The organism is Streptomyces sp. NPDC042100 (assembly GCF_055582325.1).
On sequence record NZ_JBVJDK010000006.1, the window covers coordinates 360,101 to 373,294 of the forward strand.

The 13,194-nt window shown below is 74.3% G+C and carries 10 protein-coding genes; 7 read left to right on the top strand and 3 right to left on the bottom strand.

From position 1 onward, the window contains the following. The first annotated feature begins 127 nt into the window (after nt 1–127). Complete coding sequence (locus ACZ6J5_RS16310) at nt 128–685, top strand: FHA domain-containing protein (RefSeq protein ID WP_469391892.1); 558 nt, start codon at nt 128–130, stop codon at nt 683–685. A gap of 108 nt (nt 686–793) precedes the next feature. Continuing rightward, a complete protein-coding gene (locus ACZ6J5_RS16315) occupies nt 794–1,996 on the top strand; it encodes a cytochrome P450 (RefSeq protein WP_469391894.1) in 1,203 nt (400 codons plus the stop codon). 31 nt (nt 1,997–2,027) lie between these two features. On the opposite strand, the gene treY is transcribed toward ACZ6J5_RS16315, so the two are convergent. Beyond that, on the bottom strand, nt 2,028–4,394 hold the full coding sequence (treY, locus tag ACZ6J5_RS16320) for a malto-oligosyltrehalose synthase (protein WP_469391895.1): 2,367 nt from the start codon (nt 4,392–4,394) through the stop codon (nt 2,028–2,030). Between the two features lie 90 nt (nt 4,395–4,484). Between treY and ACZ6J5_RS16325 the strand changes: the two genes are divergently transcribed. Beyond that, on the top strand, nt 4,485–5,699 hold the full coding sequence (locus tag ACZ6J5_RS16325; protein ID WP_469392162.1) for an MFS transporter: 1,215 nt from the start codon (nt 4,485–4,487) through the stop codon (nt 5,697–5,699). Here ACZ6J5_RS16325 and glgX read toward each other — a convergent pair. Continuing rightward, entirely contained in the window at nt 5,668–7,788 is a 2,121-nt protein-coding gene (gene glgX, locus ACZ6J5_RS16330) for a glycogen debranching protein GlgX (protein ID WP_469391897.1), read from the bottom strand. The genes ACZ6J5_RS16325 and glgX overlap by 32 nt on opposite strands. Nucleotides 7,789–7,935: 147 nt before the next feature. Between glgX and ACZ6J5_RS16335 the strand changes: the two genes are divergently transcribed. The 4 genes from ACZ6J5_RS16335 (at nt 7,936) to ACZ6J5_RS16350 (ending at nt 12,358) form a co-directional block, all read left to right on the top strand. After that, entirely contained in the window at nt 7,936–8,766 is an 831-nt protein-coding gene (locus tag ACZ6J5_RS16335) for a Tat pathway signal sequence domain protein (protein ID WP_469391899.1), read from the top strand. 83 nt (nt 8,767–8,849) lie between these two features. Continuing rightward, nucleotides 8,850–10,151, top strand: a complete 1,302-nt coding sequence (locus ACZ6J5_RS16340; protein ID WP_469391901.1) for a copper amine oxidase — start codon at nt 8,850–8,852, stop codon at nt 10,149–10,151. Between the two features lie 146 nt (nt 10,152–10,297). Further along, on the top strand, nt 10,298–11,548 hold the full coding sequence (locus ACZ6J5_RS16345) for an SAV2148 family HEPN domain-containing protein (RefSeq protein WP_469391903.1): 1,251 nt from the start codon (nt 10,298–10,300) through the stop codon (nt 11,546–11,548). An 87-nt stretch (nt 11,549–11,635) separates the two neighbouring features. After that, nucleotides 11,636–12,358, top strand: coding sequence for an exonuclease domain-containing protein (locus ACZ6J5_RS16350; protein WP_469391905.1), 723 nt, complete (start codon nt 11,636–11,638; stop codon nt 12,356–12,358). Here ACZ6J5_RS16350 and ACZ6J5_RS16355 read toward each other — a convergent pair. Further along, nucleotides 12,355–13,182, bottom strand: coding sequence for an alpha/beta fold hydrolase (locus tag ACZ6J5_RS16355; RefSeq protein WP_469391907.1), 828 nt, complete (start codon nt 13,180–13,182; stop codon nt 12,355–12,357). The genes ACZ6J5_RS16350 and ACZ6J5_RS16355 overlap by 4 nt on opposite strands. Nucleotides 13,183–13,194: the final 12 nt, after the last annotated feature.

Genomic DNA, 13,194 nt, shown 5'->3' on the forward strand with positions numbered 1-13,194 from the left:
ACGGGGGTCCCCCTGGTAGTCGAATCGGCAGACCGTATCAGCGCAGGTCGGCGTGGCGCCCGCGAGTTTCCGGGGGGCGGGGGGACCCTTCTGGACACCTCGGGCCGGTCCGTCCGACAATCGTCAGGTGACGACACCCTTCGAGCTCCCGGCCGGGCGGCCGGACGCCCCTCGGCTCACCGACGCCGAGCGGGACCGCGCGCTCGCGGTGCTCCGGGAGGGAGCGGCCCAGGGGCGCCTGTCGCACGACACCTTCCTGTTCCGCATGGAGCGGGCGCTGGCCGCCCGCCGCTCGGACGAACTCGCCCTGCTCATCGCGGACCTGACGACGGATCCGCCATGGACCCGGCGGGTGGTGGGCGCGGTCGAGAAGGTGTCCGCGTTCACCATGAGCGTCCGGCGCGCCTGGCGGGTCGAGCGGCTGCCGAAGCTGCTGCTGCCGCTGCCGGGCCCGCAGCCGCTGCGGATCGGCCGCGACCCGGTGAACGGGCTGCGTCTCAGCCACGAGACGGTCTCCCGCCTGCACGCCGAGCTCTCCCTCCAGAGCGGTCTGTGGGTGCTCCGCGACCTCGGCTCCACCAACGGCACCACGGTCAACGGGCGCCGTGTGACGGGTGCGGTGGTGGTGCGCGCGGGCGACCAGGTGGGCTTCGGGCAGATGAACTTCCGGCTCGCGCCGAACTGACGCGCCGACCCCTCCATGTATCACCCGAACGGCGGTATACCTGCTGCGACCGGGTCTGCTCGGTGTTCGGCTGGGGAGACGCGCGCCGCTGACCGACGAGGGGGCGAGATGAGCGACGATCCGCACCACCCGGACCAACCGCACCACCCGCACGGCCCGATCCACCCGCAAGGCACGCACCACCCCGACCACGCGGACCACCCCGACCACGCGGACCACCCCGACCACGCGGACCGCACACAAGGCCCGGACAGCTCAGGCCGCACGCGCCACCCGGACCACGTGCCCCCGCCGCCCGGCCCCGCGCCGTGGCGGGACCACTGGGCCGCGCTTCCGGCGATGGCCCGGGCCCCGCGCGGGACCGCCGTCCCGCCCCGGGACCGCACCGTCCGCCGGATCGCCCCGAGTCCGCTGGACCCGGGCGCCACCCGCGACCCGTACCGCGTCTACCGGGTGCTCCGCGAGGAGTTCCCGCTCACCCACGACCCGCTGCTGCGGGCCTGGGTGCTCAGCCGGTACGCCGACGTCGCGAGCGCCCTCACCGACACCCGCTTCACCCACGGGCACCGGCCCGGCGACCCGCCCTGCGCCGCGAGCCACGGCGGCCCGGCCGCCGGCGACGAGGCCGAGCTGCGGGCCGTCGTCGAACGCACCGCGTTCGTCCTCGCCCGCCGGATCGCCGCCCGCCCGCAGGCCGACCTGGTCGCCGAGTTCTGCCACTGGCTGCCCGCCGGCACCGTCGCCGCCGCCGTCGGCGTGCCGTACCGGGACATGATGAGGCTGGTCCGGGGCCGGGCCGCGTCCGCGCTCGTCGGACACTGCACCGGCCAGATAGGCGTCCGCGAGAAGGCCCTGGCCGCCTTCCTCGCCGCCGTCCTCGCCGACCCTGACCAGGTCGCCGCGCTCCGGGACGCCCCGGCGGGCCTGGTCGCCCGCGCCTGGACCGAGTCGCTGCGCCGCGACCCGCCGGTCCAGATCGTCATGCGCCGCACCCGCGCCGAGGTGCGCACCGGCTCGGGCGTGCTGCCCGCGGGCGCCCAGGTAGCGCTGCTGATCGGCGCCGCGGGCCGCGACCCGGAACGCTTCCGCGACCCGGACCGCTTCGACCCGCTGCGCGACGACCCCGGCCAGCTCACCTACGGCAGCGGGCTGTGCCCGGCCGTGGACCTCGCGGCCCTGGAGGCGGAGTACGCCCTGCGCGCCCTCTTCCAGGCCATGCCCCGGCTCCGCCTGGCGGACGGCTTCCGCCCCCGCTGGACCGGCGTGATCACCCGCGCCCCCAGCACCCTCCTGGTCCGCCCGGGAGGCTGAGGCCAGGACCGCTCCGGAGCCGCCCCGCGGTTCACTCCGCCCGCACCAGCAGCCCCACCGGCCGGGCCGCGAAGAGCTCCGCCAGCGGCACCGGCGACTCCGGCCCGCCGGTGAACTCCCGCCCCCCGTCCAGCGGGTCGAGCCACCGGCCCTCCGGCAGCCGCAGCGCGGTGTCCCGCCAGCCGCCCGCCTCGGCCAGCCGCAGCGGCAGCCGGGTCACCGCGGTGAGCACCTGCCCCGAGCGGGTGAAGGCGAGGCAGTGCGGGGCGGCCGGGCCCTCGGCCGCCACCGGGAGGTACAGCGAGAGCGGGCCGAACAGGCCCGGCCGGGCCCGCCGCAGCCCGAGCGCCGCCCGCACCAGCGCCGTCTTGGCGTCGTCCGGGCCCGGCGCGAAGGGCGCCCGGTTGTCCGGGTCCACCAGGGCCCGGTACTCCCGCTCGGTGCCCTGGTAGAGCTCCGGCACCCCCGGCATCGTCAGCTGGACCAGGGTCGCGCCCAGCACGTGCGCGCGGATGTGCGGCTCCAGGGCGAGCGCGGCGGGCGCCGCCGTGCGCAGCGGGACGCGCCCCGGGCCCGCGGCCACGAACTCGGCGACCGCCCGCTCGTACGCCTCGTCCGGCTCCGTCCAGCTCGTGTGCAGCCCCGCCTCGCGCACCGACTTCAGCACCGCAGGGCCGAGCCGCGCCGGGTCAGGGGCGCCGAAGCCGAAGGCCGTCTGCCAGGCCGTCCACGCCAGGTGCGGATCGGGCGCGGGCACCCCGGAGGTCTCCGCCAGCAGGTCGGCCCAGCGCCCCGGGCACTGGGCGAGGACCGCGATCCCGGCCCGTACGTCCGCGCTGCGCTTGGTGTCGTGGGTGGTCAGCACCGTCCCGGTGCCCGGCCAGTCGCGCGCGATGCGGGCGCAGTAGGTGTGGAACTCCTCGGGCGACACGGCGGGGCTGCCCGGGTCGCCGCCCACCTCGTTGGCCGAGAGCAGCGGGGTGTAGCGGTAGAAGGCGGTGTCCTCCACGGACTTGGCCCGCAGTGCCGAGGAGGTCTGCGCGAACCGGGCCCGGAACACAAGGTGGTCCGGCCCGTCGCCGAGCGTCCCGAGCGCCAGCTCCCGCACGGTGTCCACCGCCGTCGCCTCCTCCGGCACCGCGAACGCCGCCTTCGCGCCGCGCGCCGCCTCGGGGGTCAGCACCCGCTCGCCGCCCGCGCGGTAGGTCCGGTACACCGGCACCCGGACCAGCAGCTCGCGCACCGCCGTGTGCAGCGCCCAGGGCGCGTGGTCGCGCAACTCCGGCTCGGCGGCGCAGATCCGCCCGGCGATCCGGGTCAACGCGGCGGTCTCCGCCGACAGTTCATGGGTGACGACCTTGTAGGCGGCCCGCCGGGCGGTCGCCTCCCAGTAGCCGCCCCGGTCCCCGGCCCGCCCCACGAACTCCCGGTAGACCTCGGCCAGTTCCGCGCTGCCCGCCGGGTCGGTGAACACCCCGTCGAGCTGCCGCAGCGCGTCGTAGCCGGTGGTGCCCGCCACCGGCCAGGAGGCGGGCAGCGGTTCGGGCCCGGTGAGGATCTTCTCCACCACCGTCCAGCACCGCCCGCCGGTCGCCGCCTCCAGCCGCTCCAGATAGCCCTCCGGGTCGGCCAGCCCGTCCGGGTGGTCGATGCGCAGCCCCTCCACCACGCCGTCCGCGACCAGCTCCAGGACCTTCGCGTGGGTGGCGGCGAAGACCTCCGGGTCCTCGACGCGCACCCCGATCAGGTCCGCGATCGTGAAGAAGCGGCGGTAGTTGAGCTCCGTGCGGGCCAGCCGCCACCAGCCGAGCCGGTACCACTGGGCGTCCAGCAGCTCGTCGAGCGGCAGCCCCTCGGTGCCGGGGCGCAGCGGGAACTCCTGCCCGTCCAGGGCCAGGACCCCGTCGGCGACCCGCATCCGGTCCCGGACCTCGGGCAGCCGGGCGGGCAGCACCGGCAGCAGCACCCGCCCCTCGCCCGCCGCCCAGTCGATGTCGAACCAGCGGGCGTACGGGGACCCGGGGCCGTCCCGCAGCACCTCCCGCAGCGCGGGGTTGTGCCGGGGCGAGGCCGCCATGTGGTTGGGCACCAGGTCGAGCACCAGCCCCAGCCCGTGCCCCCGGGCCGTCGCGGCGAGCGCCCGCAGCCCCGCCTCGCCGCCCAGCTCGGCCCGGACGGCGCGCGGGTCGGTCACGTCGTAGCCGTGCGTCGAACCGGGCACGGCCTCAAGGACCGGCGACAGGTGCAGGTGCGAGACCCCGAGCCCGGCCAGATACGGCACGGCCCGCTCGGCGGCGGCGAAGGGGAACTCGGGCTGGAGCTGGAGGCGGTACGTGGCGGTGGGCAGCGTCCGCTCGGACGAGGGGTGTCCGGGCCGGCCCGGCGAGGAGGACGTCATGCGAACGTACGTACCCGGCCCGGAGGCTTCTGTGTCATCGACGCATGCGCCCGTTCGAGTGCATCGCGTTAGGTTCGCGTGATGCTCCGGATGTATCGCGCCACGCTGTCCCCGCTCGGACCGGTCCTGCCGGTCGTCTCCTTCCTCGGCCGGCTGCCCACCGCCATGTGCCAGCTCGGCAGTCTGCTCCTGGTCGCCGAGACCAGCGGCTCGCTGACCACGGCGGGCCTCGCGGGCGGCGCGCTCGCCGCCGGACAGACCCTGGCCGGGCCGCTGATCGGACGGCTCGCCGACCGGCACGGCCAGCGGCCCGTGGTGCTGGCCGCCGCGCTCGCCAACGCCGTCGCGGTCACGGCCCTGGTGCTCGCCGCCCTCGACCGGGCCGGCACCCCGCTCCTCATGGCGCTCGGCGCGCTCGCCGGGGCGACCGTCCCGCAGATCGGCCCGCTCGCCCGGACCCGCTCGGTGAACCTGGCCCGCGCGGCCGGCGCCGACGACCGGGCGGTCGGCACCGTGCTCTCCTTCGAGGGCACCCTCGACGAGGTCTCCTTCGTCCTCGGCCCCGCCCTGGTCGGCCTGGCCGCCTCCCTGGCCCACCCGGCCGCCGCCCTGCTGACCGCCGCCGCGCTCCTCGCGGTCTGCGGCACCGCCTTCGCCCTGCACCCCACCGCCCGCTCGGCGGATTTGGGCGGTGCCACCCGGACGAGTGCCGCCGAACGGACCCGGCTGCCCGCCGCCACGTACGCCCTGCGGCTCACGATGGTCCTCCAGGGCGCGATGTTCGGCGCGTCCCAGGCCGGGATCACCGCGCTCACCGAGCGGCTCGGCAGCCCCGACCAGGCCGGGCTCGTCTACGCCGCGATGGGCGTGATGAGCGCCGCCGCCGGTTTCGCGATGGCCGCCGTGCCCGCCCGGATCGGCCTGGGAACCCGCTGGCGCGCCGCCACCGCCGCCCTGGTGGTGCTCGCCGCGCCGCTGGTCCTCGTCGACAGTCTGGGCGGCCTGTACGCGGGTGTCGTCGTCCTCGGCGTGGCCTACGCCCCGCACCTCATCACGGTCTTCGGGCTCACCGAGCGGATCGTGCCGCCCGCCCGGCTCGCCGAGTCCATGGCCTTCCTCACCAGCGGCATCGTCGGCGGCCAGGCCCTCGCGCTGGCCGTCTCGGCCCCGCTCGCCGACACCCACGGGGCCCCGGCCGCCTTCGCGGTGGCGGCCGGGGCGGCCCTGGCCTGCGCCGTGCTGTCCTGGACCGTGCGGACCCGGACCGGGGAGCTCAGGCCGGCCGTCGCAGCACCGTCAGCGTGAGCGGGGCGAGCGTCACCCGCTCGCCCGCCGTCACGGTCGGGCCCGCCTCCGGCGGCATCCCCTCCGGGTGCGAGGTGTCCACCACGACCTTCCAGCACTCGCCGTGGCTGTCCGGCACCTCGAACTCCAGCTCCTGCGCCGAGGCGTTGAACATCAGCAGGAAGGAGTCGTCGGAGATCCGCTCGCCCTGCGGGCCCGGCTCGGAGATCGCGTTCCCGTTGAGGAAGACGGTCAGCGCCTGCGCGTTGCCCGCCTGCCAGTCACGGGAGGTCATCTCCCCGCCCGAGGGGGTGAACCAGGCGATGTCGGTGAGCTCGTCGTGGGTGCCCTCCACCGGGCGCCCGTGGAAGAAGCGGCGGCGCCGGAACACCGGGTGCTCCCGGCGCAGCCGCACCATCGCCCGGGTGAACTCCAGCAGCGTGGCCTCCGGTTCGGCGCCCGGCTTGGGCCAGCGCACCCAGGACACCTCGTTGTCCTGGCAGTAGGCGTTGTTGTTGCCGCCCTGGGTGCGCCCGAACTCGTCGCCGTGGCTGAGCATCGGCACGCCCTGCGACAGCATCAGCGTCGCCAGGAAGTTGCGGGTCTGCCGGGCCCGCAGCTCGCCGATCCCGATGTCGTCGGTGTCGCCCTCGGCGCCGCAGTTCCAGGAGCGGTTGTGGCTCTCGCCGTCCCGGTTGCCCTCGCCGTTGGCCTCGTTGTGCTTGTCGTTGTACGAGACGAGGTCGCGCAGGGTGAAACCGTCGTGGCAGGTCACGAAGTTGACCGAGGCCAGCGGGCGCCGCCCGTCGTCCTGGTAGAGGTCCGAGGAGCCGGTCAGCCGCGAGGCGAACTCCGCGAGCGTGCGCGGCTCGCCCCGCCACAGGTCCCGCACGCAGTCCCGGTACTTGCCGTTCCACTCGGCCCACTGCGGCGGGAAGTTGCCCACCTGGTAGCCGCCCTCGCCCAGGTCCCAGGGCTCCGCGATCAGCTTCACCTGGCTGACCACCGGATCCTGCTGCACCAGGTCGAAGAAGGACGAGAGCCGGTCCACCTCGTGGAACTGGCGGGCCAGGGTGGCCGCCAGGTCGAAGCGGAAGCCGTCCACGTGCATGTCGGTCACCCAGTACCGCAGGCTGTCCATGATCATCTGGAGCACGTGCGGGGACCGCATCAGCAGCGAGTTCCCGGTGCCGGTGGTGTCCGTGTAGAAGCGCGGATCGTCGCCCAGCCGGTAGTACGAGGGGTTGTCCAGCCCCCGGAACGAGAGCGTCGGCCCCAGGTGGTTGCCCTCGGCGGTGTGGTTGTAGACCACGTCGAGGATCACCTCGATGCCCGCCTGGTGCAGCGCCCGCACCGCCGACTTGAACTCCAGCACCTGCTGGCCCCGGTCGCCCCAGGAGGCGTACGTGTTGTGCGGCGCGAAGAAGCCGATGGTGTTGTAGCCCCAGTAGTTCGACAGGCCCGCGTCCACCAGCCGGTGGTCGTTGACGAACTGGTGCACCGGCATCAACTCCAGCGCCGTCACGCCCAGTTCCTTCAGGTGGCCGATGACCGCCGGGTGCGCGAGCCCCGCGTAGGTGCCGCGCAGCTCCTCCGGCAGGTCCGGGTGGAGCATCGTCAGGCCCTTCACATGGGCCTCGTAGATCACCGTGTGGTGGTACTCGGTGCGCGGGCGCCGGTCGTCGCCCCAGTCGAAGTACGGGTTGACCACCACCGAGGTCATCGTGTCCGGCGCCGAGTCCAGGTCGTTGCGGGCGTCCGGCCGGCCGAAGGGGTAGCCGTACACCGACTCGCCCCACCGCACCGCGCCCGACACCGCACGCGCGTACGGGTCGAGCAGCAGCTTCGCCGCGTTGCACCGCAGCCCCCGCTCCGGGGCGTACGGCCCGTGGACCCGGAAGCCGTACCGCTGGCCGGGCATCACGCCCGGCAGATAGGCGTGCCGCACGAAGGCGTCGGTCTCGCGCAGCTCCACCGCCGTCTCCGAGCCGTCGTCATGGACCAGACACAGCTCGATCCGGTGCGCGGCCTCCGAGAAGACCGCGAAATTCGTTCCCGCGCCGTCGTAGGTGGCGCCCAGGGGGTACGCCTGTCCCGGCCAGACCTGCATAGGCGAACTCTTCCACTTCTGATCCGGCTGCAAGGGGTGTACTTCGGCCAGATCCTGCCCGAAAGAGGCGCAACCTCCTAGGACTTACGCCCGTCCTACCGGGTGACCACACAGAAATAGGGGAAATCCTGCGTCAAGGGGGGAAGTGTGTACGAAATAGTGCGCCGTCACCTGGGCAAGGTGGTGGCGGGTACGGCCATGGCGGTGACGGGGACCGCCATCGCCGTCGCGGTCGCGGTGCCGGGCATCGCCGGCGCCGACGACGCGCCGCCGGGCCGCGCGCCGGGCCAGGAGGCCAGGGCCGCCGGGGGGACCGGATCGGACGGGGGAGCGGGCGGCGGCGGTGCCGCGCCGGGCCCCGCGGCCCTCGCCTCGGCGCCGCCCGAGGGTGCGAAGGGCATCGGCACCGACCCGCTCACCGACGACGAGCTGAAGCGGGCCGAGGCCCTGGCGCTGACCCCGCCCGGGGCCGCCGCCCAGAAGAACGCGGCGGGCGGCCGGGGCCCCCAGCACCTCGCCACCGAGCTGGCCGACCCCCTCCCCGGCGAGGAGGCCGGCGGCCCCCGCCGCGCCGTCGTCCGCTTCTACGACTACGGCCGCGACGAGCTCATCACCCGCACCGTCAACCTCGCCACCGGGGCCGTCGAGCAGTCCGGCGCCCAGCGCGGGGTGCAGCCCTCCGCCCACCCCGAGGAGCTGCGCGCGGCCCTCGGGCTGATCCTGGCGAGCCCGCTCGGCAAGGGCGTCAAGGAGGACTACAAGGACGCCACCGGCAAGGAGCTCACCTCCGCGGACCAGCTCTGGTTCAACGGCGACCTCTACCGCACCTACCGCGAGGCGAAGGTCCCCGCGGCGCTCGCCCGGTGCGGCGAGCACCGCTGCGTCCGGCTCGTCACCAAGGTCCGCAACGGCGCCTGGATCGACACCCGGGGCCTCGTCGTCGACCTCAGCGCCCGCACCGTCACCCGCGTCGGCTGACCGCCGGCCCGCACCACCGCCGGGCCGGGCCGACCGCCGTCCCGGGAACCATCCGCACATCCGTACCGAGGGAGTACGCACCCATGTCCGTACCGCGACTTCGGCGTGCCCGCAGGCGGGGCGCCGTCCTCGCCGCCGGCGCCCTGCTCGGCACCACCGTCGCCACCACCACCGCGGCCACCCCCGTGAGCGCCGCGCCCGCGCCCCCGCCCGCCGACTGCTCCGCCGCCTACCGGATCGAGCAGAAGCTGGACGGCGGGACCGTCTGGCGCATGTGCTGGCGCTACTCCACCGACTCCGGGCTGATCCTGGACAAGGTCACCTACCAGCCGCCCGGCGAGCCCGCCCCGATCCGGGTCCTCAACAGCGCCAAGCTGGCCCAGATCCACGTCCCGTACGACGACGGCAACGCCGAGTACGACGACCTCACCGGCGCCGGCTTCGGCTGGGGGCTGCAGAACCTGAAGCCGGGCGAGTGTCCCGGCGGCACCATCACCTCGGTGAAGGTCCCCGAGGTCGGCAAGGTCAACGGGCTGTGCACCACCACCCGGGCCCGCGGCCACGCCTACCGGATGGCCGCCGACGAGGGCGGCAAGGTCTGGCAGGCCCAGGGCAAGGACCTGCTCGTCTACTCGGTGAACAAGGTCGGCTGGTACGAGTACATCACCGAGTGGCGGTTCTCCTCCGACGGCACCATAGGCGCCAACGTGGGTGCCACCGGCAGCCTCTCGCCGGTCGACTACAACGCCACCGACGGGCGCGGCTGGCCCATCGGCAAGGGCGCCCGCGACTACGCCACCAGCCACGCCCACAACGTCTTCTGGAAGCTGGACTTCGGCCTGGACGGCAGCTCCAAGGGCCGGATCGAGCAGTACGACTCCAAGGTCACCCCGCCGGCCGCCTCGGGCGGCGGCCCGACCGTGAAGACCACCCGCACCGCGGTCACCAAGGAGCTCGCCGGGGACGCGAAGAACATGCGCTGGTGGCGGGTGGTGAGCGCGACCGGCAAGAACAAGGACGGCCACGCCCGCTCGTACGAGATCGTGCCCGGCCACACCAACAGCTACGCGGGCCGCCCCTTCACCCGGCACGACGTCTACTTCACCCAGGCGCGGGCCTGTGAGCAGTTCGCCAGCAACAACATCCTGAACTGCGGCCCGAACGCGCCCGACAGCGTCGACAAGTGGGTCAACGGGGAGACCCTGACCAACCCGGCCGTGTGGGTCAACATCGGGTTCCACCACATCGCCCGGGACGAGGACCAGCAGCCGATGCCGGTCCACTGGCAGGGATTCCAGCTCGCGCCCAGGGACGTAACCGCTATGAATCCGCTCACTCCGGCTGATCTCGCCGGGCAGAACGGAGCCCCCGTTCCGAGCAGTTGAGCAACGGGCCGGTCGATCCTGCTGCATCGCCTCCCGCTCCCGGAGTACCCTTCCTTGATCGTTGTCAGAGGCCGGTCGGGAAGAGTCGGCCAGAGGGTCGTCCACTCGGCCGGACCGGGTGTCCGGGAGCAGAAGGCGGTGCGCGGGTGAGCTCGGGAGGTCTGGAGCTGCCCCCAGGGGACGCGGGTCGTGAGTCGGAGCCGGCGGAGCCCGCCGTGCCGCCCGGCGCGGTCTCCGTGGCCCGCCCGGTGGAGATCGGGGCCGAGCTCGACTGGGGCGCGGAGGCGTGGAGCGAGGTGCGCACCCGGGCCCAGCGGGCCGGCCGTGCCTACATCTGGCTCAACCTGGTCGAGCAGCGGCTGCGGGCCGTCGTCGCGGCGGTGCTGCGGCCGGTGTACGAGCCGGTGCACGGCGAGGAGTGGGTGGTGGCCGCCGCCGGGCCGGCCGGGCAGGAGTGGGTGCAGCGGGCGGTGGCCGTCCGCGAGGTCTCGCGGCGCAAGGGCTATCTGCTCGACCCGGCCGACGACAACGTGCTGAGCTTCCTCACCCTCCCGCAGCTGCGGGAGCTGATGGTCCAGCACTGGCCGTGCTTCGAGCCCTACTTCGACGACCGGCGCGAGGTCGAACTGGCCCTGGACGAGCTGGAGGTGACCCGCAACGTCGTCTCCCGCAACCGGGCCCTGTCGCTGACGGTGCTGGCCCAGTCCGAGCGGGCCTCCGCCCGGCTCCTGGAGATCCTCGGGAGCGGGGCGGGGGTGCCCTCCGCCGACCGGCTGCCGGTGGACGCCGTCGAGGACCTGGTGGGCGACCGCTACGCCGACGTGGTCTCCGTCCACCCCGACCGGGTCAGGCTCCAGCGGCAGCTGCCCGCCGAGGACCTGTTCGGCGGGGCCCGGCGGCTCGACGCCACGGGCATAGGCCTGAACCTGCTGGTGCAGAACTTCTCCGGGCGCCGGATGATCCGGCTCGCCGAGTCCGGCTGCCGGATCCGGCTGCTCTTCCTCAACCCGGCCAGCAGCGCGGTCAAGCGGCGCGAGCGGGAACTGGGCATCAAGAAGGGCGAGCTGAGCCGCGCGGTCGAGATGAACATCCTGCACATGCGGCGGGTCCGGGCCAGCCTGCGCGACCCGGGGGCCTTCCAGATCCACGTCTTCGACGAGACCCCGCGCTTCACCGCCTACCTGGTCGACGGGGACGGCCCGGACGGGGTCGGCGTCGTCCAGTCGTATCTGCGCAAGGCGCGCGGCATGGAGGCGCCGGTGCTGGTGCTGCGCGGCGGCGGGCGGAACGTGGTGCGCGCCGGGCACGGCCCCGACCGGGACGGTGAGAACGGACTTTTCGCGACATATCGGGAGGAATTCGAGTCGGTCTGGCTCGATTCCCGGCCCGTCTCCTGACCCCCGCCCGGAGCCCCGGGGCCGGATTGTCAGTGGCGCGTGCGAGGGTGTTCAGCACCACGGGGGAGATCACGTAAGGAGGACCCGATGGCTTGGCACGCGGAACCGCTGGTCGGCTTCGACCTGGAGACCACCGGCACCGAACCGCTGGAGGCGCGGATCGTCACGGCCTCGGTCGTCGGCGTCCACGGCGGCCGGGTGGTCCGGCGGCACGACTGGCTCGCCGACCCCGGCATCCGCATCCCGGAGCAGGCCTCCGCGATCCACGGCATCAGCAGCGAGCGCGCGGCGGCCGAGGGCCGGCCGGTGCGCGAGGTCGCCGACGAGATCGCCGAGACCCTGACGGGGTACTGGCGGGACGGCGTCCCGGTCGTCGCCTACAACGCGTCCTTCGACCTGACCCTGCTCTCCGCCGAGCTGCGGCGGCACGGCCTGCCCTCGCTGAGCGAGCGCCTGGACGGCGCCCCCATAGGCCCGGTCATCGACCCCTACACCATCGACCGGGCCGTCGACCGCTACCGGCGCGGCAAGCGGACCCTCGAAGCCGTCTGCGCGGAGTACGGGGTGGAGCTCACCGCCGCCCACCAGGCCGCCGCCGACGCGCTGGCCGCGGTCGGGGTGGCCGTCGCGATAGCCGGCCGGCACGCCTCCGTCGCCGCCCTCGACCCGGCCGAGCTGCACGAGCGCCAGATCGGCTGGTACCGGGAGTGGGCCGAGGACTTCCAGTCCTTCCTGCGCCGCAAGGGCAGCGCGGACGCGGTCGTCGACCCGTGCTGGCCGCTGCGCGCCCCGGCCCCGGTGGCCGGCTAGCCGTTCTCCTTGAGGAAGGACAGCAGCAGCTCGTTGACCCGCTCGGGCCGCTCCAGCGGGAACCAGTGCCCGGCGTCCTCGACCCGCTCATAGCGCCAGCGCACCGGGGCGAGCGGCGCCACCGAGGTCATCTGGCGCTCGGTGAGATAGCGGTCCCCGGAGGACCAGACGCCGAGCACCGGCATGGTGAACGGCGTCGGCGGGGCCGGCACGCCCAGCTGGACCTCCATCGGCAGGGTGGCCCGGTAGATGTTCAGAGCCGCCGTCAGGGCACCCGGGGCGCGCAGCGCCTCGACGACCTCGTCCAGGTCGGCGTGCCCGCTCAGCATCCCGCGGAGGTTGGCGAAGTCGTCGCGGGACAGCCACTCCTCGGCGAGCCCCTCGAACTGGAACATCGTCATGTGCCACATCCGCTGGCGCTCCTGCCAGCCGTCGGGGCCGAGCACCGCCGTCATGTCACCCGCCGACATCACCGTCAGACTCGCCACCCGCTCGGCGGCGAAGTGCGCGAGCCCCTGCGCCACCCCGGAACCCCAGTCGTGGCCCACCACATGACAGCGGTCGACACCGAGCCGGCCGAGCAGCTCCAGCATGTCGCCGAGGTGCTTCGCCACGTGGTAGGCCTCGACACCGCCGTCCGGCCGGTCCGACCCGCCGAAGCCGCGCAGGGTCGGCGCGACCGTCCGGAACCCGGCCGCGTTCAGCGCCGGGATCTGGTGCCGCCACAGCCGGTGCGAGTCGGGGAAGCCGTGCAACAGCAGCACGACCGGTCCCTCGCCGCTCACCTCGACGTCCAGCGTGACGTCCGACAACTCGATCCGCATCACAACACCCCG